This is a genomic window from Sinorhizobium sp. 22678 (assembly GCF_052044265.1).
In the GTDB taxonomy this organism is placed as follows: Bacteria; Pseudomonadota; Alphaproteobacteria; order Rhizobiales; family Rhizobiaceae; genus Sinorhizobium; species Sinorhizobium meliloti_A.
Window position 1 is genome coordinate 57293 of record NZ_JBQEMS010000009.1, and the last position, 22514, is coordinate 79806.

The 22514-nt window shown below is 64.3% G+C and carries 24 protein-coding genes and 1 riboswitch; of the genes, 14 read left to right on the top strand and 10 right to left on the bottom strand.

Annotated features, from left to right (window positions below; translation table 11 throughout):
* The first annotated feature begins 48 nt into the window (after window positions 1-48).
* From ACTJKL_RS15275 to ACTJKL_RS15285, 3 genes are read left to right on the top strand one after another with little or no spacing between them, the layout of a single operon-like run.
* Window positions 49-819, top strand: coding sequence for a heme ABC transporter permease (locus tag ACTJKL_RS15275; protein ID WP_100672704.1), 771 nt, complete (start codon window positions 49-51; stop codon window positions 817-819).
* Window positions 816-992 (top strand): heme exporter protein CcmD, encoded by a 177-nt coding sequence (gene ccmD, locus ACTJKL_RS15280; protein WP_100672703.1) that lies wholly within the window; start codon window positions 816-818, stop codon window positions 990-992. The genes ACTJKL_RS15275 and ccmD overlap by 4 nt, the downstream gene beginning before the upstream one ends.
* The gene (locus tag ACTJKL_RS15285) at window positions 989-1597 is read left to right on the top strand and encodes a DsbE family thiol:disulfide interchange protein (RefSeq protein ID WP_338283714.1); all 609 of its coding nucleotides are present in this window, start codon (window positions 989-991) and stop codon (window positions 1595-1597) included. Before ccmD ends, ACTJKL_RS15285 begins: the two co-directional genes overlap by 4 nt.
* A gap of 95 nt (window positions 1598-1692) precedes the next feature.
* Here the strand turns inward: ACTJKL_RS15285 and ACTJKL_RS15290 are convergent, their stop codons facing one another.
* The 6 genes from ACTJKL_RS15290 to ACTJKL_RS15315 form a co-directional block, all read right to left on the bottom strand.
* The gene (locus tag ACTJKL_RS15290; protein WP_127711463.1) at window positions 1693-2283 is read right to left on the bottom strand and encodes a DUF2585 domain-containing protein; all 591 of its coding nucleotides are present in this window, start codon (window positions 2281-2283) and stop codon (window positions 1693-1695) included.
* Entirely contained in the window at window positions 2280-2912 is a 633-nt protein-coding gene (locus tag ACTJKL_RS15295) for a septation protein A (RefSeq protein ID WP_010970512.1), read from the bottom strand. Before ACTJKL_RS15295 ends, ACTJKL_RS15290 begins: the two co-directional genes overlap by 4 nt.
* Window positions 2913-3006: 94 nt before the next feature.
* Window positions 3007-4659, bottom strand: coding sequence for a signal recognition particle-docking protein FtsY (gene ftsY / locus ACTJKL_RS15300; RefSeq protein ID WP_440853218.1), 1653 nt, complete (start codon window positions 4657-4659; stop codon window positions 3007-3009).
* Between the two features lie 14 nt (window positions 4660-4673).
* Window positions 4674-5948, bottom strand: coding sequence for a tRNA (N(6)-L-threonylcarbamoyladenosine(37)-C(2))-methylthiotransferase MtaB (gene mtaB, locus ACTJKL_RS15305; RefSeq protein WP_440853219.1), 1275 nt, complete (start codon window positions 5946-5948; stop codon window positions 4674-4676).
* Window positions 5945-6850, bottom strand: coding sequence for a diaminopimelate epimerase (dapF, locus tag ACTJKL_RS15310; RefSeq protein ID WP_198516758.1), 906 nt, complete (start codon window positions 6848-6850; stop codon window positions 5945-5947). Before dapF ends, mtaB begins: the two co-directional genes overlap by 4 nt.
* Before the next feature lie 93 nt (window positions 6851-6943).
* Entirely contained in the window at window positions 6944-7960 is a 1017-nt protein-coding gene (locus ACTJKL_RS15315; RefSeq protein WP_379938438.1) for an MBL fold metallo-hydrolase, read from the bottom strand.
* A 407-nt stretch (window positions 7961-8367) separates the two neighbouring features.
* On the opposite strand from ACTJKL_RS15315, the gene ffh reads away from it, so the two are divergent.
* From ffh to trmD, 5 genes are all read left to right on the top strand, one after another.
* Window positions 8368-9909, top strand: a complete 1542-nt coding sequence (gene ffh, locus ACTJKL_RS15320) for a signal recognition particle protein (protein WP_127711455.1) — start codon at window positions 8368-8370, stop codon at window positions 9907-9909.
* Between the two features lie 12 nt (window positions 9910-9921).
* The gene (locus ACTJKL_RS15325) at window positions 9922-10257 is read left to right on the top strand and encodes a chorismate mutase (RefSeq protein ID WP_003529740.1); all 336 of its coding nucleotides are present in this window, start codon (window positions 9922-9924) and stop codon (window positions 10255-10257) included.
* 38 nt (window positions 10258-10295) lie between these two features.
* On the top strand, window positions 10296-10670 hold the full coding sequence (gene rpsP, locus ACTJKL_RS15330) for a 30S ribosomal protein S16 (RefSeq protein ID WP_018097407.1): 375 nt from the start codon (window positions 10296-10298) through the stop codon (window positions 10668-10670).
* Between the two features lie 136 nt (window positions 10671-10806).
* A complete protein-coding gene (rimM, locus tag ACTJKL_RS15335) occupies window positions 10807-11370 on the top strand; it encodes a ribosome maturation factor RimM (RefSeq protein WP_018097408.1) in 564 nt (187 codons plus the stop codon).
* A gap of 10 nt (window positions 11371-11380) precedes the next feature.
* Window positions 11381-12085, top strand: coding sequence for a tRNA (guanosine(37)-N1)-methyltransferase TrmD (gene trmD / locus ACTJKL_RS15340; protein WP_018097409.1), 705 nt, complete (start codon window positions 11381-11383; stop codon window positions 12083-12085).
* Here the strand turns inward: trmD and ACTJKL_RS15345 are convergent.
* Window positions 12067-12813, bottom strand: a complete 747-nt coding sequence (locus tag ACTJKL_RS15345; protein WP_379938435.1) for a sulfite exporter TauE/SafE family protein — start codon at window positions 12811-12813, stop codon at window positions 12067-12069. The two genes, trmD and ACTJKL_RS15345, sit on opposite strands and share 19 nt — an antisense overlap.
* 286 nt (window positions 12814-13099) lie before the next feature.
* Between ACTJKL_RS15345 and rplS the strand changes: the two genes are divergently transcribed.
* From rplS to ACTJKL_RS15360, 3 genes are all read left to right on the top strand, one after another.
* Window positions 13100-13633, top strand: coding sequence for a 50S ribosomal protein L19 (gene rplS / locus ACTJKL_RS15350; protein ID WP_003529750.1), 534 nt, complete (start codon window positions 13100-13102; stop codon window positions 13631-13633).
* Window positions 13634-13759: 126 nt separating this feature from the next.
* The gene (locus ACTJKL_RS15355) at window positions 13760-14569 is read left to right on the top strand and encodes a basic amino acid ABC transporter substrate-binding protein (protein ID WP_440853220.1); all 810 of its coding nucleotides are present in this window, start codon (window positions 13760-13762) and stop codon (window positions 14567-14569) included.
* Window positions 14570-14636: 67 nt separating this feature from the next.
* Window positions 14637-15458: an amino acid ABC transporter permease gene (locus ACTJKL_RS15360; protein ID WP_324762519.1), complete on the top strand. Its 822-nt coding sequence runs from the start codon at window positions 14637-14639 to the stop codon at window positions 15456-15458.
* 48 nt (window positions 15459-15506) lie between these two features.
* Here ACTJKL_RS15360 and ACTJKL_RS15365 read toward each other — a convergent pair whose 3' ends face one another.
* The 3 genes from ACTJKL_RS15365 to ACTJKL_RS15375 all read right to left on the bottom strand — a co-directional run bounded on the left by ACTJKL_RS15365 (window position 15507) and on the right by ACTJKL_RS15375 (window position 18551).
* Window positions 15507-17333 carry an ABC-F family ATP-binding cassette domain-containing protein gene (locus tag ACTJKL_RS15365; RefSeq protein WP_440853221.1) on the bottom strand — a complete coding sequence of 609 codons (1827 nt, stop codon included), beginning with the start codon at window positions 17331-17333 and terminating at the stop codon, window positions 15507-15509.
* Window positions 17334-17337: 4 nt separating this feature from the next.
* A complete protein-coding gene (locus ACTJKL_RS15370) occupies window positions 17338-17988 on the bottom strand; it encodes a thiamine diphosphokinase (RefSeq protein ID WP_440853222.1) in 651 nt (216 codons plus the stop codon).
* 77 nt (window positions 17989-18065) lie between these two features.
* The gene (locus ACTJKL_RS15375) at window positions 18066-18551 is read right to left on the bottom strand and encodes a GNAT family N-acetyltransferase (protein WP_440853223.1); all 486 of its coding nucleotides are present in this window, start codon (window positions 18549-18551) and stop codon (window positions 18066-18068) included.
* Between the two features lie 133 nt (window positions 18552-18684).
* A riboswitch (TPP riboswitch) is annotated at window positions 18685-18799 on the top strand.
* Between the two features lie 48 nt (window positions 18800-18847).
* Here ACTJKL_RS15375 and thiB point away from each other — a divergent pair.
* The 3 genes from thiB to thiQ are packed head-to-tail and all read left to right on the top strand — an operon-like array spanning window position 18848 to window position 22228.
* Entirely contained in the window at window positions 18848-19876 is a 1029-nt protein-coding gene (gene thiB, locus ACTJKL_RS15380) for a thiamine ABC transporter substrate binding subunit (RefSeq protein ID WP_440853224.1), read from the top strand.
* A gap of 7 nt (window positions 19877-19883) precedes the next feature.
* Complete coding sequence (gene thiP, locus ACTJKL_RS15385; protein WP_440853225.1) at window positions 19884-21515, top strand: thiamine/thiamine pyrophosphate ABC transporter permease ThiP; 1632 nt, start codon at window positions 19884-19886, stop codon at window positions 21513-21515.
* Window positions 21512-22228: a thiamine ABC transporter ATP-binding protein gene (thiQ, locus tag ACTJKL_RS15390; protein ID WP_100672687.1), complete on the top strand. Its 717-nt coding sequence runs from the start codon at window positions 21512-21514 to the stop codon at window positions 22226-22228. Before thiP ends, thiQ begins: the two co-directional genes overlap by 4 nt.
* The last annotated feature ends 286 nt before the right edge of the window (window positions 22229-22514 follow it).

The following is a 22514-nucleotide window of genomic DNA, read 5'->3' on the forward strand; positions in this document are numbered from 1 at the left end:
ACCTTAGGATGAATTGCGGAAGCCGGCCTTCCGCGTTAAAGAACCGTCATGAGTGAAAGCAGCCTGGCCATTCGGAAATTCAGCGATCTCGCCAACCCTACCCGGTTCCTGGCGCTGACGGATCGCGTGCTGCCCTGGCTTGCTGCTCTCACGCTGCTCGTCTTTGCGGCCGGGCTCTGGCTCTCCTTCACCACCGAAGGCGACTACCAGCAGGGCGAGACGGTGCGCATCATGTATGTGCATGTGCCTTCGGCCTGGCTTTCCATGATGTGCTACACGGTCATGGCGATCTCCGCTCTCGGCACGCTCGTCTGGCGTCATCCGCTCGCCGACGTCTCGGCAAGAGCCGCAGCGCCGATCGGCGCCTGCTTCACCTTTCTGGCTCTCGTCACCGGCTCGCTCTGGGGCAAGCCGATGTGGGGCACCTGGTGGGTCTGGGATGCGCGGCTGACCTCGGTCTTCGTGCTCTTCCTCATGTATCTAGGGCTGATCGCGCTGAACCGCGCCATGGATGAGCCGAGCCGATCGGCGCGCGTCTCGGCCGTGCTTATCCTCGTCGGTTTCGTCAACATCCCGATCATCAAGTTCTCGGTCGAATGGTGGAACACGCTGCATCAGCCTGCAAGCGTCATGCGCCTCGACGGGCCGACGATCGATCCGGAGTTCCTGCGGCCGCTCATCGTCATGGCGATCGCCTTCACGCTCCTGTTCTTCACCCTGCATATCGCCGCCATGCGCAACGAGATCTGGCGCCGTCGCGTGGCCTCGCTCAGACGCCAGGCGGCGCGCAATGCCGGCCGGGAGCAGCTTACGCCATGATGAGTCATGCCGCCTATGTCATTGCCAGCTACGCGGTTGCCGCCGCCACGGTAGCCGGACTCATCCTTTGGGTCCTCACCGACGGCCGCGCCCGCAGGCGCGAATTGCAGCAGCTCGAGGCCGCCGGGATCCGCCGCCGCTCCGCGGAACTGCCGGCCGGAGGGGCCAAATGACGAACGCTGAGACGCCGCAGGACGAGCGCAGGCCCGGAGCCCTCCGCTATCTCATGGCGGCGCTTCCGCTCCTCATCTTCGCGGTGCTCGCACTCATCTTCTGGAGCCAGTTGAACTCCGGCAAGGACGTCAGCGAAATTCCCTCGGCGCTGATCGGCACCAAGGCGCCGATGCTCGCCATGCCGCCGCTCGAAGGGGCTGCAACGCCATCGGGCGAACCCATGCCGGCTCTCGACGACACGGCAGTCAAGGGCAGGCTCACGCTCGTCAATGTCTGGGCTTCCTGGTGCGTGCCCTGTCGGCAGGAGCATCCGATCATTCTTCAGCTGTCGAAAGACCCGCGCCTCACCGTCGTCGGCATCAACTACAAGGACCGGAACGAAAACGCGCTGCGCTTCCTCGGCGAACTCGGCAACCCTTTCTCTGCAATCGGCGTCGATCCGAACGGAAAGGCGGCGATAGACTGGGGCGTCTACGGCATCCCGGAATCCTTCCTCGTCGCCGCCGACGGCACGATCCTCTACAAGCGTGCCGGCCCCTTCGACGAAAAGAGCCTCAGGGAAGGGCTGCTGCCGGCGATCGAGAAGGCGCTTGCGGGCTCGTAGGCCGCGACCGCCCTCATCCGGCCTGCCGGCCACCTTCTCCCCGCAAGCGGGGCGAAGGAGACTCGCGACACCTCACTTCCCTATCGAAGGAGCGGCTAAACGCCCGCCTGCCAAGCCTTCACCGCATCGAGCGGCCAGACCAGCATCAGCACGTTGAGCGTCAGGTTGTCGCGCACCATATAGCCGGTGAAGAGTTCGAAAACGATGGCGATCGCGACCGTGGCTGCGACCGGCAGCCGCAAGGCGATGAGAAAGCCGACAGCCATGGCGAGCGTATCCATGGCCGAATTCAGGATGCTGTCGCCGAAATAATCGAGCGAGATCGTCGCGGCCCGGTAACGGTTGATGACCACCGGCGTGTTCTCTGCGATCTCCCAGGCGGACTCGATCACGGTCGCGAGAAGCAGGCGGGCGCTCCAGGGTTTGCCGCGCATGAGAAGGTGACCGAGGCCGTAGAAGAGAAAGCCGTGGATGACATGGGACGGCGTGTACCAGTCGGAAAGGTGCTGGGAGTTGCCGCTGGATTTGACGACGCCTTCCCAGAGCTTGATGTAGCCGCATTCGCAGATCCATAACCGCCCCATCAGGTGCTGCACGAGGACCTGGATTGCCAGCACGCCGAGGCAGGCAAGCAACCAGAGCGCCGCTCGTCGCTGCTTGTCCTCCGAGGCGGCCGCGATCGTCACTCCGCGCTATCCTGTTCGAGCGAATGCTTCATGATCAGCGGCATCTGGGCGAGCGTGAAGAGGATGGTGATCGGCATGGTGCCCCAGACCTTGAAAGCCACCCAGAAGTCCGTCGAGAAGGAGCGCCAGATCACCTCGTTGAGCACGGCGAGAAACAGGAAGAACACGCCCCAGCGGATCGTCAGCTTCCGCCATCCCTCCTCGTCCAGCTTGAAGGCGGCGTGGAAGACGTAGCCGAGCAGCGATTTGCCGAAGAGGAGGCCGCCGAGCAGGATCGCGCCGAAGAGCGTGTTGACGATGGTCGGCTTCATCTTGATGAAGGTGTCGTTCTGCAGCCAGAGCGTCAGCGCGCCGAAGACGAAGACGACGATGCCGGAGACGAGCGGCATCATCGGCAGCGTGCGGGTCATGATCCAGGAAGCAATCAGCGCCGCCGCCGTTGCCGCCATGAACAGGCCGGTCGCGATGAAGATCGGCCCGCCGAGCTCGGCCAGCGCGGGAAAACGGCCAGCCAGCCACTCGCCCCGCGAATTGGCGAAGAAGAAGACCATCAGGGGGCCGAGTTCCAGCACGAGCTTGAGCAGCGGGCTTACCTCTGTCTTCGGCTTGGCGGCCTCGATCGTCGACATGTGCGGATCCTGTTCTGTCATCTTCTGCCGCTCATAGCATCAGGATTGCGGCAAAACCATATCAACCGCGGTTTTGGCGCAAACCTCCGCTTGGTCAAGGAGCAGCAACGCCGGCGATCGCCTCGGCGAAGTCCTTGGCTTCGAACGGTTCGAGGTCGTCGATCCCTTCGCCGACGCCGATGAAGTAAACCGGCAGCTTGTGCTTGGCGGAGATCGCCACCAGAATGCCGCCGCGTGCGGTGCCGTCGAGCTTGGTCATGATCAAGCCGCTGACGCCGGCGACGTTGCGGAATATTTCGACCTGCTGCAGGGCGTTCTGCCCTGTCGTCGCGTCGAGCGTCTGCAGCACCGTATGCGGCGCGTCCGGATCGAGTTTTCCGAGAACGCGCACGATCTTTTCGAGCTCCGCCATCAGTTCGGCCTTGTTCTGCAGCCGTCCGGCGGTGTCGATGATCAGCACGTCCGCCTTCTGCTCGCGGGCACGCTGGAACGCCTCGTAGGCAAGCCCGGCCGCATCGGCGCCGAGCTTCGAAGAGACGATTTCGGATTTCGTCCGTTCGGCCCAGATCTTCAGCTGCTCGATCGCCGCCGCCCGGAAAGTATCGCCGGCGGCCAGCATGACCTTAAGTCCCGCGCCGGAAAGCTTTGCCGCAAGCTTGCCGATCGTCGTCGTCTTGCCGGTTCCGTTGACGCCGACGACGAGGATCACGTGCGGCTTGTGGCTGAGATCGAGTTCCAGCGGCTTGGCGACCGGCGCCAGCACCTTGGTGATCTCGCCGGCCATGATGCGCGAAACGTCCTCGCCGGACACATCCTTGCCATAGCGCTCCGAGGCGAGCGTATCGGTGATGCGCATCGCCGTCTCGACGCCGAGGTCCGCCTGGATCAGCAGGTCCTCGAGGTCCTGCAGCGTCGCCTCGTCGAGCTTGCGCTTGGTGAAGAGGCTGGCGATCTGGCCGGTGAGTTGCGACGAGGTGCGCGCAAGGCCCAGGCGAAGGCGCTGGTACCAGTTGAGCTTGGCTGGCGGGGCGGGCGCTTCTTCCCTGGGGCGCCTCTCGGCGGCGGCGAAGCCTTTGGGAAGGCTGGGTGCGAGGGGCTCGGATGGAGGCTCACCCCCCTCTGCCCTCCCCGGCATCTCCCCCTCGAGGGGGAGGATTGGGAGAGGCACGCTCTCGTCCTCCGACGCTGCCGTTTCATCTGCCGAAGAGCCTGCGCCTTCCGCACGGTCGTCTGCGTCAATCTCCGCCTCTTCGACGTCGGCTGCGGCGGCGGCTTCGCGCTCCTCCTGCTCTCCACCCTTGCGGGGGAGATGTCCCGAAGGGACAGAGGCGGGTGCCGAGAGCTCGTCGACAGTCGTCGGGTGTTCGGAAGGCGGCTCACCCTCCTCTGCCCTGCCGGGCATCTCCCCCGCAAGGGGAGAGATCGGATGAGGGACGCTCTCGCCCTGCTCCACAGTGTTTTCATCTGCGGTGGCAGCAGTGCTTACTGGCTCTTCCTCACGCGTGGTTTCGGTCGTTGGCGTGTCTGGCGCGAAGGAAACATCGCGATCGTCCGTGCTAGCTTCCGTTGCCTCGGCTGCACTACGATCTTCCTCGACCGGTGCCTGGGTACCGCCCTGTTCTCCCGAAGGGACAGGGGGGGTTACCGCGACCTCATCGGCAGCGGCCGTCTCCTGCGGCGGCGCCGGTTTCTCTTCGACGGCATCCTTGCCGAAGGAGAAGATCTTCTTGATGAAACCAATCGCCATGGGAATGTCCGCTGTCAGGCCGCAGCCATCTGTTTGCGCTCGATCGTCAGATGCTTGCCATTGTGGCCGGTGATTCCGACCGTCACAAGCGACCGCGGCTCAAGGCCGGCCGCATCTACGAGCGTGAAGTTTTCCGTATGGGCCAGACCGTTCATTTCCACAAGGATCGTCTGGCTGCTGCCGATCATGCCCTCGAGGTGGCCCGCATGAAGCTCCGCCCCCTTCGCACGCAGGCGCGCGGCACGCTCCTTGACAAGCGCGCGGTCGAGTTGCGGCATGCGGGCGGCCGGTGTGCCGGGGCGCGGGCTATAGGGGAAGACGTGAAGATGCGCGATGCCGCAATCCTCGGCGAGCCGCATGGCGTTCTCGAACATCGGCTCGGTTTCGGTCGGAAATCCGGCGATCATGTCCGCACCTAAGCTGATCTCGGGGCGCAGGCGCCGGACCTCGTCGCAGAAGGCGCGCGCATCGGCGCTCGAATGCCGCCGCTTCATGCGCTTCAGGATCAGGTCGTCGCCGTGCTGCAGAGAAAGATGCAGATGCGGCATGAAGCGCGGCTCCTCGGCGATGAGGTCGAGGAGGTGGCCGTCCGCCTCGATGCTGTCGATGGAGGAAAGCCGCAGGCGCAGGATTTCCGGCACCTGTTTCAGCAGGGTCTTCCCGAGAAGCCCGAGGGTCGGCGTTCCGGGCAGATCGGCGCCGTAGCTCGTGGCATCGACCCCGGTCAGAACGATCTCGCGATAGCCGCTTTCGGCAAGGCGTCTCGCCTGGTCGACGACGGCACCCATCGGCACGGAGCGCGAATTACCGCGGCCATAGGGAATGATGCAGAAGGTGCAGCGGTGATCGCAGCCGTTCTGCACCTGGATGAAGGCGCGCACGTGCCCGTCTATGTGCTTCACCATCTGCGGTGCGGTGGCGCGCACGCTCATGATGTCGTTGACACGGAGTTTCTCTTCGGCCGAGACGCCGAAATCCGGCAGCGAGCGATAGGAGGCGCTCCTGAGCTTCTCCTCGTTGCCGAGCACCGCGTCCACCTCCGCCATTTCGGCGAAGGTTTCCTTCTCGGTCTGGGCGGCGCAGCCGGTGACGATGATACGGGCGTGCGGATTTTCGCGCCGCGCCCGGCGGATCGCCTGTCGGGCCTGGCGCACGGCCTCGGCGGTGACGGCGCAGGTATTGACGAGGATGGCGTTGTTCAGTCCCGCCTTTTCGGCCTCCGCCCGCATCACTTCCGACTCATAGGTGTTTAGCCGGCAGCCGAAGGTTATGACCTCGACCCCGCTCAAAGGGCTCTCGCTCCGTTGTCGCCGCTCTCCGGCTCATTGCGTGCAAAGATGCCGGTGACGGGATCGACGGTGCCGGACCATTCCCATTCGGCCGGCCCCGTCATGATGACGTGGTCGTCGCGCTCGCGCCATTCGATCTTGAGCGGACCGCCGGGCACGTTCACGGTAACCATCCGCTCCGTCCGGCCGGTTCTCGCACCGCTGACGGCGGCGGCACAGGCGGCCGAGCCGCAGGCAAGCGTCAGGCCGGCGCCGCGCTCCCAGGTCCGCAGGTCCATCTCCTGGCGGGAGCGGATGCGCGCGATCGAGATATTGGCGCGCTCAGGGAAGATCGGATGGTTCTCGAGCAGTGGTCCGAACCGGTCGAGCTCGTAGCTCCACACATCGTTCTCGACCCAGAAGATCGCATGCGGATTGCCCATGGATGCGACCGAGGGAGAGTGCAGCACGGGCGCATCGATCGGCCCGATCTGCAGCTCGATGCGCCGCGTGTCGTGGAATTCCTCCGCGAGCGGGATCTGGTCCCAGCCGAAACGGGGCTTGCCCATATCGACCGAGATCGTGCCGTCGTCGTGTTCCTTGGCTTCGAGAAGGCCCGCGACCGTATGGAAGAGGAAGGCTTTCCTGCCGGTCTCGGCCGCAAGCGCCTGGACGACGCAGCGGGTGCCGTTGCCGCAGGCCTGGGCCATCGACCCGTCGGAATTGACGATGTCGATCCAGGCATCGGTCCCGGCAGACTTCGGGTCGTGAATTGCCATGATCTGGTCGAACTCGGTCGCCGGGTCGGCATTGAGCGCGATCGCCGCCTGCGGCGTCACGCGGTCCTTGCGCCCGCGCATGTCGACCACCAGGATCTTGTTTCCAAGCCCGTTCATCCTGGCAAATTGCACCTGATCGGCCATGTCGCGACTGTCCAAACCCTGGCCCCCGCTTCGGAGGCGCCCTTCATTCGGGCTGTATATGGCGGAGAAGCCCGGAAATTACCAGTGCCGGCGTCATTCCCGTGCCGTCGGCGGGAGCGGGACGTCGAAGACTTCCCCCGGTCGCAGCGCCCGGAAACGGTTTCGATCGATACCGTGCTTGGCGAGCGCAGTCTCCAGCGCCCGGAGCGGCTCCTCGACCCCCTCGTTGGTCAACCGGAAGGTGCCCCAATGGTGACCCGCCGCGTATTCGGCGCCGCATGCGACCATGCCCAGGACCGCCTCTTCCGGATTCTGGTGCTGAGAGGCCATGAACCAGCGTGGCTCGTAGCTGCCGAAGGGCAGGTTGGCGAGGCGGAAGCATCCGTGTTTTTCGCGCGCCGCACGATAATTGATGCCGTCGTGAAAACCTGTGTCGCCGACATGATAGATCTTGCCGGCCGGCGTCTCGATGACGAAGGCGGCCCAGAGCGCCATGCGCCGGTCGTTCGAGCGGCGAGCCGACCAATGGTGGCATGGCTCCGCATGGATGACGACGCCATCACCGAGGTCGAGCCGGTCGCCCCAGTCGACGACGGAAATCTCGGCACCCGCGACGGCGCGGCGAATGATCGTGTCGTTGCCGAGCGGCGTTACGAGATGCGGCGCGTGCTTGGTGTGGAGCGAGCCGAGCGTGGCGAGATCGAGGTGGTCGTAGTGGTTATGGGTGACGAGCACGATATCGATCCGCGGCAGGTCGTCCATGAGAATGCCTGGCGGGTTGCGGCGGCGGGGTCCGGCAAACGTAAAGGGGCTGGCGCGATGCGACCAGACCGGGTCGGTCAGGATGTTGAGGCCCGCGACCTGGATCAGCAGCGTTGCGTGACCGACCATGGTGACGCGCAGCCGCTCGCCGTCGACACTGATATCCGGCCTCGCCTGCGGAAAGGGGCTGTCATAGTGGCGCGGCCATTGCTCGCGTCCACCGCCGGACTGCCAGCGCAGGAGGTCGGCGAAGCCGCGCGGCGGTGTGCCGCCCGGATTGTAGAAGCGAATGCCGTCGAAGTGGTCCGAAACGGGCCCGCTATAGTAGGGATTGCCGCTTTTCTTCATCACTGCCTCGGTTGAGGGACACCTGCAGAGAAATAGGCGCATTTGCCGCCGGATCACAGGGCTCGGGCAGGAGCGGCCGACAATTTCCTGATGATGCGACCGGACGGAGGTGGTGGTCCTGCTCGCGTGTGGGATCATAGGTGGAGCCCGAGCGCAGCGTCTCCGCGGTCGATCCTTGACTTTTCTCCCGGTTTCCTGTTTATCGCGACGAATTCCTTCGCAAGTGATGACTTCCGAAGCCACCGACCGGGCCCCGCAAAGGTATAAAGAGAGCCCGGAGGTCAACACCCGACAGCGCGCTGCGCCCTCGGGTGGTTTTTGGCTTTGCGCCTTGTTTTCCGCGCGAAGGGACCCACGTTTCCGGACGAGCCGATCTATCGCAATCCGGAGACAAGAAGGAAGAGAATATGTTCGAGAGCCTCCAGGACCGTCTTGGTTCCATATTGAATGGACTGACCGGCCGCGGCGCCCTGTCGGAAGCCGATGTTTCCGCAGCGCTTCGGGAGGTTCGCCGTGCGCTGCTCGAAGCGGACGTGGCGCTCGATGTGGTGCGGTCCTTCACGGAGAAGGTTCGCGAAAAGGCGGTCGGCGCCGAAATCGTAAAGTCGATCAAGCCCGGCCAAATGGTCGTCAAGATCGTTCATGACGAGCTCATAGCGATGCTCGGCTCCGAGGGCGTCACGATCGATCTCAATGCGGCGGCTCCGGTCGTCATCATGATGGTCGGCCTGCAGGGCTCGGGCAAGACGACGACGACCGGCAAGATCGCCAAGCGGCTGACCTCGCGGGACAAGAAGAAGGTCCTGATGGCCTCGCTCGATACCCGCCGCCCGGCCGCGCAGGAACAGTTGCGCCAGCTCGGCGTGCAGACCGGCGTCGACACGCTTCCGATCATCGCCGGCCAGTCGCCGACCGATATCGCTGCGCGCGCCGTGCAGGCGGCCAAGCTCGGCGGCCACGACATCGTCATCCTCGACACCGCAGGCCGCACCCATATCGACGAGCCGCTGATGATCGAGATGGCGGAGATCAAGCGGAAATCCAACCCGCATGAGATCCTGCTGGTCGCCGATGCGCTGACCGGACAGGACGCCGTCAACCTCGCCCGCAACTTCGACGAACGCGTCGGCATCACCGGCCTGGTGCTCACGCGCATGGACGGCGACGGCCGCGGCGGTGCGGCGCTTTCCATGCGCGCCGTCACGGGCAAGCCGATCAAGCTTATCGGCGTCGGCGAGAAGATGGACGAACTCGAGGAGTTCCATCCGCGCCGCGTCGCCGACCGCATCCTCGGCATGGGCGACATCGTCTCGCTCGTCGAAAAGGCGGCGGAGAACATCGACGCCGAAAAGGCGGCCGCCATGGCCGCCAAGATGGCCAAGGGCAAGTTCGATCTCAACGACCTCGCCGATCAGCTGCAGCAGATGCAGAAGATGGGCGGCATGGGCGGCATCATGGGTCTGATGCCCGGCATGGCCGGCATGAAGGACAAGATGTCCGCCGCCGGCCTGGATGACTCGCTCTTCAAGCGCCAGCTCGCGATCATCTCCTCGATGACCAGGGCGGAGCGCGCCAATCCGGATATTCTCAAGCATTCGCGCAAGAAGCGCATCGCCAGCGGCTCCGGCACCGATGCCTCCGACATCAACAAGCTTCTGAAAATGCACCGCCAGATGGCGGACATGATGAAGATGATGGGCGGCAAGGGCAAAGGCGGCATGATGAAGCAGATGATGGGCGGCCTCGCCGGCAAGATGGGCCTCGGCGGCCTGGGCGGCGGAATGCCCGATCTTTCGAAAATGGATCCGAAGCAGCTCGAGGCCCTGCAGAAGCAGGCCCAAGCCGCCGGTCTCGGCAAGCCCGGCGGCGGCCTGCCTGGCCTTGGCGGTGGTTTGCCCGGTCTGGGCGGCGGTTTTCCCGGCCTCCCCGGCCTACCGAAGAAGAAGTGAGGATCGCGACGAATGCTTGATCCCGAGATCAAAGAGGAATTGGCGAGCTACCGGCAGTCGATCGACAATATCGATGCCGCGCTCGTCCACATGCTGGCCGAACGCTTCCGCTGCACCAAGGCGGTTGGCGTGCTCAAGGCCAAGCACCAGCTGCCGCCGGCCGATCCGGCGCGCGAAGAATACCAGATAGAACGCCTCCGCCACCTGGCGAAAGACGCCAATCTGGATCCGGATTTCGCCGAGAAGTTCCTGAACTTCATCATCAAGGAAGTCATCCGGCATCATGAAGCCATCGCCGCCGATTGCTCGCAGAACGCGGGCAGCGCCGGCACCACCCATTCCGCTTGAGTCAAGCGGTCAAGAAAGCCTGCAAGGAGTAAATTGAAATGGCACTGAAAATTCGTCTCGCCCGCGGCGGTTCCAAGAAGCGTCCCTATTACCAGATCGTCGTTGCCGACGCGCGCAGCCCGCGTGACGGCCGCTTCCTCGAAAAGCTCGGCTCCTGGAACCCGATGCTTGCCAAGGATGACGAAAAGCGCATCGAACTGAACGCCGAGCGCGTTCAGCACTGGATCGCCCAGGGCGCCCAGCCGACCGACCGCGTCATGCGCTTCCTCGACCAGGCCGGCCTTGCAAAGCGTCCGGCCCGCAACAACCCGACCAAGGCGCTGCCCGGCAAGAAGGCACAGGAACGTGCCGCTGAAGCCAAGCAGAAGGCGGAAGAAGCAGCCGCCGCGGCTGCGGAAGCTGCCGCGGAATAATTTCCGGCGGAATGGCATTGAGAACGGGCGGCATTTCCATGCCGCCCGTTTTGCTTTATGTGCACCGGAAAATCGCATGTTCTCATCCCGATGTGGTTCGGGAAACATGCAGCAAGTTCACCCTGGATCCCCGACGATGACACAGCTGAAGAACCCTGTCCTGATGGCGACGATCGGCGCGGCGCAAGGGCTGCGCGGCGAGGTGCGGGTCAAGTCCTTCACCGACGATCCGGCCGCACTCGGCGACTATGGCAAGCTCCACAGCGAGGACGGCCGCGTCTTCGAGGTGCTTGAAATCCGCGAGGCCAAGAACGTCGTCGTCGTGCGGTTTCGGGGCATCAATGATCGGACTGCTGCCGAAGCGCTCAACGGTCTCGAACTCTTCATCGAGCGCGACAATCTCCCCGACGACGATCTCGACGAGGACGAATTCTTCTACGCAGACCTCGAGGGCCTGGAAGCGGTCGATCGCACCGGAAAGAGCTATGGTTCGGTGACCGGCGTCTTCGATTTCGGCGCTGGCGATCTCCTCGAACTGAAAGGCCCGGGCCTCAGGCCGGTGCTTATTCCCTTCACGGAATGGTCGGTACTCGAAATCGATCTCGAAGCGGGCAAGCTCGTCATCGACCCGACCGCCGCCGGGCTCGTCGACGACGAGAAGAGCGGGCCTGGCAAGCCCTTTCCGACCAAGCGCAAGTGAGCCCACGGCAATGCCCTATCGCGCGACCGTCCTGACGCTCTATCCGGAGATGTTTCCGGGGCACCTCGGCGTTTCGCTCGCCGGAAAGGCGCTGGAGCGCGGAGACTGGTCGATGGAGGCCGTGCAGATTCGCGACTTTGCCGGTGACAAGCACCGCACCGTCGACGATACGCCGGCGGGCGGCGGTGCCGGAATGGTATTGAAGCCCGACGTTCTTGCCCGCGCCATCGATCATGTCGCTGCAGACGACGGGCGGCCGCGGCTTCTGATGAGCCCGCGCGGACGGCCGCTGACACAGGAACGGGTGCGGGCGCTGGCCGCCTGTCCCGGCGCTGTCATCGTTTGCGGACGTTTCGAGGGCGTCGACCAGCGGGTCATCGACACGCGTGGACTCGAGGAAGTCTCGATCGGCGACTACATTCTTTCCGGCGGCGAGCCGGCAGCGCTCGTTCTGCTCGACGCCGTGGTGCGTATCCTGCCGGGCGTGATGGGCAATCAGCTGTCAGGCGTCCACGAGAGCTTCGAGGGAGGGCTCCTCGAACACCCCCACTACACGCGTCCCCAGATCTTCGAAGGTCACGAAATCCCGGCCGTCCTCACCTCCGGCAACCACGCGGCCATTGCGCAATGGCGGGAAGCGGCGGCGCGCCGGCTGACGGCGGAACGCCGGCCGGATCTTCTGGAGCGTGATCCGGCTCAGCCCGTGAAGAAATAATAGGCCGCGAGCAACAGACCCACCGCCACCACCACGGCTCGGATGACCGCCTGCGGGACGCGTCGTGCCGCCCAGACGCCCATGTAGCCGCCAAGCGCTGCGCCCGGCACCATGATTGCCGCGTGCAGCCAGGAGACGACGCCGCCCGCAGCGAAAACCACGATGGCGATTGCGGCGATGACGATGGAGATGAAGTTCTTGAGTGCATTCAGCCGGTGATAGCCGCCGCCGGTGGCAAGTCCGAGCACGGCGAGCATCATGATGCCCATGCCGGCGCCGAAAAAGCCGCCATAGACGGAGGTCGCCAGCTGACTCGCAACGCCCAGCGGTCCGATGCGATGCTCGTCACTGCGCGCCTTCGGCTTCAGGAGGGGGCCGGCGGCGAAGATCGCCGTTGCCGCGATCAGCAACCAGGGCACCATCGCACGGAAGGCCGGATTGGAGAGCGACAGAAGCAGGAGGGCGCCGGCGAGCCCGCCGATCGCCGAAATGATGCCAAGGACGATGGCGTTCTTCCGGTCGGCGCGGATCTCCTTGGCATAGGCAAGCGTCGACGTGACATAGCCGGGGAACTGGATGATGGACGAGGTCGCGTTGGCGACGATCGGCGGGAGCCCGCCAAGCGTCATCGCTCCGAAAGTCAGAAAGGTGCCGCCACCGGCAATGGCATTGACGACGCCGGACAGGAAGCCGGCGACGAAGAGCAAAAAGGCCTGGAGCAACGTCATGGCTTTCTCCCGAAACGTGTGAATCGGGATAGCCGGTGGCGCGGTCGACCGCAAGTCCGTAGGGAGGGGCATTCTTGAGGCGGGAGCGCGACAAAATCCGCTTTCGGGGATGACAAGGCCGGCCATATGGTGTATGTGCCGGCCCGGTTCGGGTTCCTTGCCCGTCGACCGTCAACAAAGAATGGCGAATACGCTCCTGCCGCAAATGCGGCAAGGCCTGAAGGAAAGTCCGACAGGCCGATAGAGAGCGCTCTGGCTGTTTCAGAAAAACGCAAAGGTTAGACCGATGAACATCATCCAGCAGCTGGAAGCCGAACAGGCCGCCAAGATCGCCGCAAAGCGCACCCTTCCCGAATTCTCCCCGGGCGACACCGTCCGCGTCAATGTACGCGTTGTCGAAGGCAACCGCACCCGCGTACAGGCTTACGAAGGCGTCTGCATCGCCCGCTCCGGCGGCGGCATCAACGAGAGCTTCACCGTTCGCAAGATTTCCTACGGTGAAGGCGTCGAACGCGTATTCCCCGTCTACTCCCCGCTCGTCGAGAGCGTCGACGTGGTTCGCCGCGGTAAGGTCCGCCGCGCCAAGCTCTACTATCTGCGCGACCGCCGCGGCAAGTCGGCTCGTATCGTCGAGAACACCGGCACCCGCGCCCGCAAGCTGAACGACGCCGAGCGTCAGGCCGTTGTCGAGGAGAAGGCACGCATCGAGGCTGAAAAGGTCGCAGCCGCCCAGGCTCTGGCCGCCGAGAAGGCAGCAGCCGAAGCCGCTGAGGCAAAGGCGGCGGAAGAGGCAAAAGCTGCGGAAGCTGCAGCAGAATAAGTTTTCAACTCTTCAGAGTTGTGCGGAAAGGCGGCCCTCGGGCCGCCTTTCTTTTTGGTTATCGGCCGCTTGTGTTCCCCATAGATTTTATGACATTTTCTGTCGCCACAATCTGGGAGTTCCTCAATGACAATTCTTCGCCGCGTGCTTGCGGGCATTGCCGCAGTTCTTGCCGTTCCATTCGCAGTCCCGGCGCCCGTTTTCGCCAGCGACCTGCCCGACCTCGGTGGCAAGACGGTCGTCGTGGTGACGGAAAACGCCTATCCGCCGCTGCAGTTCGTCGATCCGAAATCCGGCCAGGCCATCGGTTGGGAATATGACGCGATGAACGAAATCGCCAAGCGCTTGAATTTCAAGGTCGAGTATCAGAACACGAGCTGGGACGCGATGATCCAGGCGGTTTCCGACAGCCAATACCAGATCGGCATGACCGGAATCACCATCAAGGACGATCGCAAGGAGAAGGTCGATTTTTCGGATCCCTATATGCGCTCGCAGCAGTTCATGCTGGTGCGCGGCGACGAGACCCGGTTCGACGACGCCAAGAGCTTCGCAGCGCTCGAAAGCGGTCTGGTCGGCGCCCAGCCCGGCACTTCGCCTTTCTACACGGCCGTCTACGAGGTTCTCGACGGCAACGAGCAGAACCCGCGCATCAAGCTGTTCGAAACCTTCGGTGCGACGGTGCAGGCGCTGAAGGCCGGCGACGTCGATCTGGTCTTAACCGACAGTGTCGCGGCCAAGGGTTATGTCGACTCCTCCGACGGCCAGCTCAAGGTGGTCGGCGAGCCGCTCGGCACCGAGGATTTCGGCTTCATCTTCCCGAAGGGATCGGAACTGGTGGCGCCGGTCAATGCCGCCATAAAGGCGCTCAAGGAGGACGGCACCTTCGAGGCGCTCAACAAGAAGTGGTTCCTCGACTACAAGATGGGCGGCTGACCGCGGAACGGGATAAACACATGGGCGGCTTTCCGCCCATGTCCCGCTTCCCCTTATTGGAATTGCAATGACGCCGATCCAATCATCCGACACTTCCGGGAAGGGCGATTATCCTTGGTGGCTTATCGCCCTTCTCGTGATCGCTGCGGCACTGGCCGTGGTCATCGCCGCCAATGATATCTTCACGCAGGTGTTCACCGTCGTCCTGAAGGGTTTGGGCGTCACCGTTTTCGTCACTCTCGTCGGATTCGTGCTCGCAACGGTGCTCGGCCTCGGCGTGGCCCTGATGGCGCTTTCCGAGCACGTGGTCCTGCGTCAGATCGCGCGCTTCTATACGGAAGTCATCCGCGGCGTACCGATCCTCGTGCTGCTGTTCTATATCGCCTTCGTCGGCGCGCCTGCCCTGGTGACGATCGCGAATTTCCTGTCGGCGCCGCTGATTTCGGCTGGCTGGATCGAGCCGTTCGTCGTTCGCGACGTGTCGCTGATGTGGCGGGCGATCATGGCGCTGATGATCGGCTATTCGGCCTTCATCGCCGAAGTCTTCCGCGCCGGCATCCAGTCGGTCGACAAGGGCCAGGTGGAGGCGGCAAAGGCGCTCGGGCTCTCCCGCTACCAGCGCTTTCGCCTCGTCGTCTTTCCGCAGGCGATACGCGTCATCCTGCCGCCGCTCGGCAACGACTTCGTGGCGATGGTCAAGGATTCCTCCCTCGTCTCGGTGCTCGGCGTCGCCGACATCACCCAGATGGGCAAGGTCTATGCCTCGGGCTCCTTCCGCTTCTTCGAGACCTATTCCATCGTCGCCTATGTCTATCTCGTGCTGACGATAGGACTGTCGCTGGCCCTTCGGGCGGTCGAGCGGCGGTTGAGGCGGTCGCAAGTCCGGTAGGCAGAGGGGGTACTGCACCTCCGACGCTGCCGTCACAGTTCCGCCCGCTCAGCCCTCGATTTCCTCGCGCAGCATTTCCAGTTCGAGCCATTCCTCTTCCATGCGCGTGAGGTCCGTCCTGAGCTTCTCGAGCTCGGCGGCGAGCTTGGCAAAGCTGTTCGGGTCGCGCGAGAATAGGTCGGGATCCGCCATCCTCTCTTCTCGCTTCGCGATCTCCGCCTCCGATCTGGCAATCTCCTTCGGCAGGTTCTCGAGTGCGAATTTCTGCTTGAAGGAGAGCTTGGCCTTCGCCTTCTGAGGTTCGCTCGGCAAGGGTGGGGCGCCGCTCGATCTGGCCTTTTCGGCTTTTTCGCTCCGGCGCCTTTCCTCGACTGCGCCGCGGCGCTGCGCCATCATGTCGGAATAGCCGCCGGCATATTCGATCCAGCGACCATCGGGCGCCTCCGGGTTGGCCGGCGCGATGGTCGAGGTCACGGTACGGTCGAGGAAATCGCGGTCGTGGCTGACCAGGATCACCGTTCCGGAAAATCCGGCAACGATCTCCTGCAGCAGATCCAGCGTCTCTATATCGAGATCGTTGGTCGGTTCGTCGAGGATCAGGAGGTTGGTCGGGCGTGCCAGGATGCGGGCGAGCATGAGACGCGCGCGTTCGCCGCCCGACAGATCGCGGATGGGCGTTCGCGCCTGCTCCGGCTGGAAGAGGAATTCCTTCATGTAGCCGGTGACATGGCGTTGCTCGCCATTGACGAGGAGGGTCTCGCCGCGCCCGTCGGTCAGATAATGCGCCAGCGTCTCGTCGAGGTTCAGTTCCTCGCGTTTCTGGTCGAGCGTGGCGATCTCCAAATTGGTGCCCAGCTTGACGCTGCCCGTGTCCGGCGCGAGCTGACCGGTCAGGAGCTTCAGCAGCGTCGTCTTGCCGGCGCCGTTCGGCCCGACGAGGCCGATGCGGTCGCCGCGGTGGACACGGATCGAGAACGGCGCGACGATCGGGCGATCGCCATAGGCCTTGGTGATCTTTTCCGCCTCGATGACGAGCTTGCCCGATTCCCTGGCGTCGGCAACGGTGGCCTGGACCGTACCCTGCGGCCCCTTGTGCCCGCGATGGCGGGCCCGCATGTCCTGCAGCTCTCCGAGCCGACGCATGTTGCGCTTGCGCCTGGCGGTCACGCCGTAGCGCAGCCAGTGCTCTTCGCGCTCGATCGCCTTACCGAGCTTGTGCTGCTCGAGCTCTTCCGCCTCCAGCACCTCGTCGCGCCAGGCCTCGAAATGCGCGAAGCCGCGATCGAGGCGGCGCGATTGGCCGCGGTCCAGCCAGACGGTCGCCGTCGACACCTTTTCGAGGAAGCGCCGGTCGTGCGAGATCAGCACCAGCGCCGAACGGCTGCGGACGAGCTCGTCTTCCAGCCACTCGATCGTCGGCAGATCGAGATGGTTCGTCGGCTCGTCGAGAAGCAGAATGTCGGGTTCCGGCGCAAGCACACGGGCAAGGGCGGCACGACGCGCCTCGCCGCCGGAAAGGCGCGTCGGCTCTTCCTCCCCGGTCAGCCCCAGATGCTGCAGCAGGTAGGCGACCCGGTAGGGATCGTCGCCTGGCCCGAGGCCGGCTTCGGCATAGGCCTGAACCGTATCGAAGCCGTCGAAATCGGGCGCCTGGTGCAGGTAGCGGATCGTCACCGATGGATGCCTGAAGATCTCGCCCGACTGGGGTTCTGCAAGCCCGGCGGCGATCTTCATCAGCGTCGATTTGCCGGAACCATTGCGGCCGACGAGGCAGATGCGATCGCCGGCCTCGACCTGCAGGCCCGCACCCGCAAGCAGCGGCGTGCCGCCGAAGGTCAGTAGAATGTCGTCAAGCTTCAGAATGGGAGGCGCCAAGGCATCAGGCTCCGGAAAGATCATAGGGGCGGGCGAGAACGACGGCCCGGCCGGATTTCAGGGTCAAGCGGACCGTGCCATCCGCGATATTCGAAATGGTGCGCGACGAGCCGAAGGGCAAATGAAAATCCTTCAGCGGATAGCGCACGTTCTCGATCGAAAGACCGTCAAGGTCGGCAAAGCCGAGGATCGAGAAGAGGCTGCCTTTCGGCAGCTCGATCTCCTGCGAGCCGGGCAGCAGCGGATAGGCCTCCTCCTCGCCGGAGGTCATCATCACCGCAACGCCGCTCTGGGCAAGCGCGACGGTGCCGAGGAGATGCAGGAAAGCGTGATCGCTGCGCGCGCCGCCGAGTCCGCCCGCGAAGACGAGCGAGGTCGCGCCACGCTCGAGGGCTGCCTCGATGGCGATTTCCCCGTCGGTCGCGTTCTTGGCTGCTGGATGGCGTTCACGCGGGACGCCGGCAAACTCCGCCAGAAGCGCCTCATCGGTGGAATCGAAATCGCCGACCCAGAGATCGGGAACGATTCCCAGCGTCCTTGCATGGCGCATGCCGCCGTCGGCGGCGACGAAGCGGCTGCCTTCGAGCTGTCGAGCAAGCCGGTCTGTCGGCGTCAGCGCGCCGCCGAGCAGGATGGTGAAGGGTGATCGGGTCATGGCAGAAGCCCATAGCGCAAAGCAGCGGCGAAGGAAAAGGGCTCCGGCTGCTGTTTTGCGAACGCATGCTGCGCGGATCAGGTTCCGGACGCCGGATCCCCGGGAAAGAGCATGCCGTTGTAGATGCCGGGCGTCGACCCGGCGATCTCCACCGCACCCACCGCGCGAGCATAGAATTCGGCAGGGCCGACGCCGCCGATGATCGCATAGGCATAGCCGGCGGCGCGCATGGATAGCAGGCTTTCGACGAGCAGGGCCTCGCCGATGCCCTTGCCGCGCATGGTCGCGTCGACTCCGGTCGGACCGAAGAAGCCGAGCGCGGTTACGTCATGGCAGGCGAAGCCCACGATCCGATCCCGATGGTGAGCGATATGGATGCGCGGCGGCGTCGAGGAGAAGGCGGTTTCGGCCTCGCCGACCCACCCGGCCCCGAAGCGCTCCTCGATCCAGGGAATGACGGCCCGCCGCTCGGCCGCAAGCGCCCGGCGGATGCGGATGTCGGGGTCGAGACGCGATGGGCGGCCCTCGGGCAAGGCATAGAGGCGGACGAGCATGTCTGGCATGAAATTGTCTCCGCTTTCGGCGAACAAACGACGCCGGTAATTGTTTGACTTTTAATAGCGCGGCTGACGCGGACGGCAAACGTCCCTGCTGAAACTCAGCTTGCCTAAGCCGTCGCCGGAAGCTAAATCTCTTGCTGCTCTAACGGGGTGCCCTGGTCGGCTTTTGCGACCGTGGCTGAGAGGCTTCGAGCCAACCCGCGGAACCTGATCCGGCTCATACCGGCGGAGGGATTAGAAGCGATCGGACCGATACGCGCTTTTCCCATTGCAGCAACAACAAAGGGAGAGGTGCCAGAATGTCCAGTTCACTCCATCGAAAAATCCTTGGCCGGCTTGCGATCGCCGCAGCTTCGATCGCGGTATTTTCCGTGAGCGCGGCGGCCGCGGAAAAAACCCTGACGGTCTATACCTATGAGAGCTTCATCACCGAATGGGGGCCGGGCGCCAAGGTGGCGGAAGCGTTCGAGAAGACCTGCGACTGCAAGGTCGACTATGTAGGGGTTGCCGACGGGGTTGAACTCCTGACGCGGCTGAAGCTCGAAGGTCAGGCATCCAAGGCCGACATCGTACTCGGTCTCGACACCAATCTGGTGGCGGAGGCGAAGGCGACCGGCTTCTTCGCGCAACACGGCGCCGATACCGCTTCCGTCAAGGTCCCGGGCGGCTTCTCCGACGACACCTTCATACCGTATGACTACGGCCATTTCGCCGTCGTCTACGACACCGAGACGCTGAACGATCCACCGAAGAGCCTCAAGGAACTGGTCGAGGGCGATCCGTCGCAGAAGATCGTCATCGAGGACCCCCGGACCTCAACCCCCGGCCTCGGCCTCCTGCTGTGGGTGAAGTCGGTCTATGGCGACCAGGCCGGCCAGGCTTGGGCGAAGCTCAAGGACCGCGTGCTGACGGTCACGCCGGGCTGGTCGGAAGCCTATGGTCTCTTCACGAAGGGCGAGGCCCCGATGGTTCTCTCCTACACCACCTCGCCCGCCTATCACATGGTGGCGGAAAACACCGAGCGCTACCAGGCGGCCCCCTTCGCCGAAGGCCACTATATCCAGATCGAAGTCGCCGCATTGACGAAGAACGCGAAGGACCCGGAACTCGCCCGAAACTTCCTGACCTTCATGATCGGTCCGGAATTCCAGTCGATCATCCCGACGACCAACTGGATGATGCCGGTGACCGCAACCAAGGAGCCACTGCCGGAAGCCTTCAGCAAGCTCGTCGACCCGCAAAAGACGCTCCTCATTCCCTCCGAGGAGGTCGCCGCCAACCGCAAGGCCTGGGTCGACGAATGGCTGGCCGCCATGAGCCGGAACTGAGGCCGGATTGTCCGGCACGAAGGAAAGCAAGATGACAATCGCCGCCGGGGCCTTCGCCCTCGGCGGCATCCTGCTTTTCGTCGGCCTCGCCGGCGTGGCACTGCTTGCCCAGTCGGCCGGCAGCGCCGGCGCCGGTCCGCTTTTCGATGCCTATATCTGGCGCATCACACGCTTCACGCTGCTGCAGGCCAGCCTCTCGACGCTTCTTGCCATCCTTTTCGCCATACCCGTGGCCCGGGCACTTGCCCGCCAGGCTTCGTTCCCCGGCCGCATCTGGGTGCTGCGGCTTCTGGCGCTGCCACTCGGCCTGCCGGCGATCGTCGCCGCACTCGGGCTGATCGAAATCTGGGGCCGGCAGGGGCTCTTGAACAGGGTGCTTTCGGCAGGCGGGTTGGAGCAGCCGGTCAGCATCTATGGCCTCTCCGGCATTCTCATTGCCCATGTCTTCTTCAACATGCCGCTCGCCGCACGCTTGATGCTTGCCGGCATCGAGCGCATTCCGGCCGAATACTGGCGCAGCTGCGCCAATCTCGGCATGGGTTCCTTCGCCACCTTTCGCTTCATCGAGTGGCCGGTGATCCGTGGATTGCTTCCCGGCATCGCCGGGCTCATCTTCATGCTCTGCGCCACCAGCTTCACGCTCGTGCTGACGCTTGGCGGGGGGCCGGCCGCGAGCACGCTCGAAGTGGCGATCTACCAGGCGCTGCGCTTCGACTTCGATCCGCCGCGGGCGATCGCCCTTTCGGCACTTCAGGTCGCCCTTACCGGAGCGCTGCTTCTCGTCTTGAAATTGATCGCGCCGGCGCCGCTGGAGGGAGAGACGAGCGGCAGGGCCATCCGGCGTTTCGACGGCGCGAGCGGTCTGTCGCGGCTTGCCGACCGTATCTGGCTGGTACTCGCCGTCATCCTCATCGGCCTGCCCTTTGCGGCCATCGCCTATAGCGGATCGAAGGCCGACCTCGTCCGTCTTGTGAGCGAGCCGGCATTCCATCGGGCGCTCGCCATGAGCGCGACGATCGCCCTTGTCTCCGCCGCGATTTCGGTAATCATCGCGGCGCTGATGATCCGTACCGAACGCCTCGCGCTGGCGCGCCGGCGCCCGGGGCCGGCGGCTCGCCTCTTTGCAGGAGGGATCGGCGCAAGCACCTCCTTCATACTGCTCGTGCCTCCCGTCGTGCTCGGCGCCGGATGGTTCCTGCTCCTGAGGCCGTTCGGGGACGTCGCCCGTTTCGCGCCGGCCGTCGTCGTCGCCATCAATGCGCTGATGGCGCTTCCCTTCGTTCACCGGGTGCTGGCGCCGGCCATGGCGACGCATGCCGCTCGCACCGCGCGCCTTGCCGCGAGCCTCGGCATCGGGGGCTTCCACCGCCTGCTGTGGATCGACTGGCCGGGTCTGCGCAAACCTCTCTTCGTCGCCTTTTCCTTTGCCATGGCCCTCTCGCTCGGCGATCTGGGAGCCGTCGCTCTTTTCGGCTCCGAGGACATGGTAACCCTCCCTTATCTGCTCTATAGCCGGATGGGCAGCTATCGCACCGCGGATGCGGCCGGACTGGCGCTGGTTCTCGGCCTTCTCTGCCTTGTCCTGACGGTGCTCGGCACGGCGGGAGAGGAGAGGCGGCCGGAGGGTAAATACACATGAGTTCCACCGCTCTCGCCGTAAAGGGCATCGAGATAAGCTTCGAAACAACGACGCTCGCCTTCGACTGCACGGTTCCCGCGGAGCGGATCGTCGCCGTGGCCGGCGCCTCCGGCTCGGGCAAGTCGACGCTCTTCAACGTCATCGCCGGCTTCGAGCAACCGGAGCGCGGGGAAGTCCGCATCTTCGGCGAGGAAATGACTGGTCGCCCGCCGGCGGAACGGCCGGTATCGATCATATTTCAGGAACATAACCTCTTCGCACATCTCGACGCCGCAACCAATGTCGGCTTCGGCATCAGCCCGGCGCTGCGACTGGACGCGGCCGACCGCATGAAAGTGGAGGACGCACTGGCCCGTGTCGGGCTCGCCGGTTTTGGCAAGCGGCTGCCGCCGACGCTTTCAGGCGGCGAACGCCAGAGGGTCGCGCTCGCGCGCGCCTTCGTGCGGCACCGCCCGATCCTCCTGCTCGACGAGCCTTTCGCTGCGCTCGACCCCGGCATGCGCGCCGAGATGCGGACACTCATCAGCGATCTGCACGAGGAGGAAGGCAACACGATACTGATGATCACGCATCATCCCGATGACGTGAGGGCGCTCGCCGACAGCGTTCTTTTCCTCGACCGGGGCCGGATTGTCGCCCATGATGAGGTCGATCGGTTTCTCGGGCGCCGCGACATCACGGCCATCAACCGGTTCCTCGGCAAGGAGGGATGACGACCTGTTCGCGGCGACCGATCCGACGCCGGACGAACTAAATTCGCCGGACGCCACAATTTGACCGCCGCGCCGTGCGAGGCGCGGGAGACACCAGCGGGTATCTCGCAAAATTCGCGCATCCGTTGCTGCGATACCACGGGGCAACTATTTCTACTGGGGTCGGCTAGGCAGGCGGCGCTGAAATCGGATACAGCAGAATCCTGGCTGAAACACCCGCGCCGGTGCGCCGCATCCGGCTGAAAAAGTAGGACTTTTCGCCGATTGCGATGAATGGCTTCGAGCC

What these genes read in the sequence shown, in the direction of transcription:
- ACTJKL_RS15275 (WP_100672704.1), top strand. Translation starts at nt 49, where the DNA reads ATGAGTGAAAGCAGCCTGGCCATTCGGAAATTCAGCGATCTCGCCAAC.
- ccmD (WP_100672703.1), top strand. Translation starts at nt 816, where the DNA reads ATGATGAGTCATGCCGCCTATGTCATTGCCAGCTACGCGGTTGCCGCC.
- ACTJKL_RS15285 (WP_338283714.1), top strand. Translation starts at nt 989, where the DNA reads ATGACGAACGCTGAGACGCCGCAGGACGAGCGCAGGCCCGGAGCCCTC.
- ACTJKL_RS15295 (WP_010970512.1), bottom strand. Translation starts at nt 2,912, where the DNA reads ATGTCGACGATCGAGGCCGCCAAGCCGAAGACAGAGGTAAGCCCGCTG.
- ftsY (WP_440853218.1), bottom strand. Translation starts at nt 4,659, where the DNA reads ATGGCGATTGGTTTCATCAAGAAGATCTTCTCCTTCGGCAAGGATGCC.
- dapF (WP_198516758.1), bottom strand. Translation starts at nt 6,850, where the DNA reads ATGGCCGATCAGGTGCAATTTGCCAGGATGAACGGGCTTGGAAACAAG.
- ACTJKL_RS15315 (WP_379938438.1), bottom strand. Translation starts at nt 7,960, where the DNA reads ATGAAGAAAAGCGGCAATCCCTACTATAGCGGGCCCGTTTCGGACCAC.
- ffh (WP_127711455.1), top strand. Translation starts at nt 8,368, where the DNA reads ATGTTCGAGAGCCTCCAGGACCGTCTTGGTTCCATATTGAATGGACTG.
- ACTJKL_RS15325 (WP_003529740.1), top strand. Translation starts at nt 9,922, where the DNA reads ATGCTTGATCCCGAGATCAAAGAGGAATTGGCGAGCTACCGGCAGTCG.
- rpsP (WP_018097407.1), top strand. Translation starts at nt 10,296, where the DNA reads ATGGCACTGAAAATTCGTCTCGCCCGCGGCGGTTCCAAGAAGCGTCCC.
- rimM (WP_018097408.1), top strand. Translation starts at nt 10,807, where the DNA reads ATGACACAGCTGAAGAACCCTGTCCTGATGGCGACGATCGGCGCGGCG.
- trmD (WP_018097409.1), top strand. Translation starts at nt 11,381, where the DNA reads ATGCCCTATCGCGCGACCGTCCTGACGCTCTATCCGGAGATGTTTCCG.
- ACTJKL_RS15345 (WP_379938435.1), bottom strand. Translation starts at nt 12,813, where the DNA reads ATGACGTTGCTCCAGGCCTTTTTGCTCTTCGTCGCCGGCTTCCTGTCC.
- rplS (WP_003529750.1), top strand. Translation starts at nt 13,100, where the DNA reads ATGAACATCATCCAGCAGCTGGAAGCCGAACAGGCCGCCAAGATCGCC.
- ACTJKL_RS15355 (WP_440853220.1), top strand. Translation starts at nt 13,760, where the DNA reads ATGACAATTCTTCGCCGCGTGCTTGCGGGCATTGCCGCAGTTCTTGCC.
- ACTJKL_RS15360 (WP_324762519.1), top strand. Translation starts at nt 14,637, where the DNA reads ATGACGCCGATCCAATCATCCGACACTTCCGGGAAGGGCGATTATCCT.
- ACTJKL_RS15370 (WP_440853222.1), bottom strand. Translation starts at nt 17,988, where the DNA reads ATGACCCGATCACCCTTCACCATCCTGCTCGGCGGCGCGCTGACGCCG.
- ACTJKL_RS15375 (WP_440853223.1), bottom strand. Translation starts at nt 18,551, where the DNA reads ATGCCAGACATGCTCGTCCGCCTCTATGCCTTGCCCGAGGGCCGCCCA.
- thiB (WP_440853224.1), top strand. Translation starts at nt 18,848, where the DNA reads ATGTCCAGTTCACTCCATCGAAAAATCCTTGGCCGGCTTGCGATCGCC.
- thiQ (WP_100672687.1), top strand. Translation starts at nt 21,512, where the DNA reads ATGAGTTCCACCGCTCTCGCCGTAAAGGGCATCGAGATAAGCTTCGAA.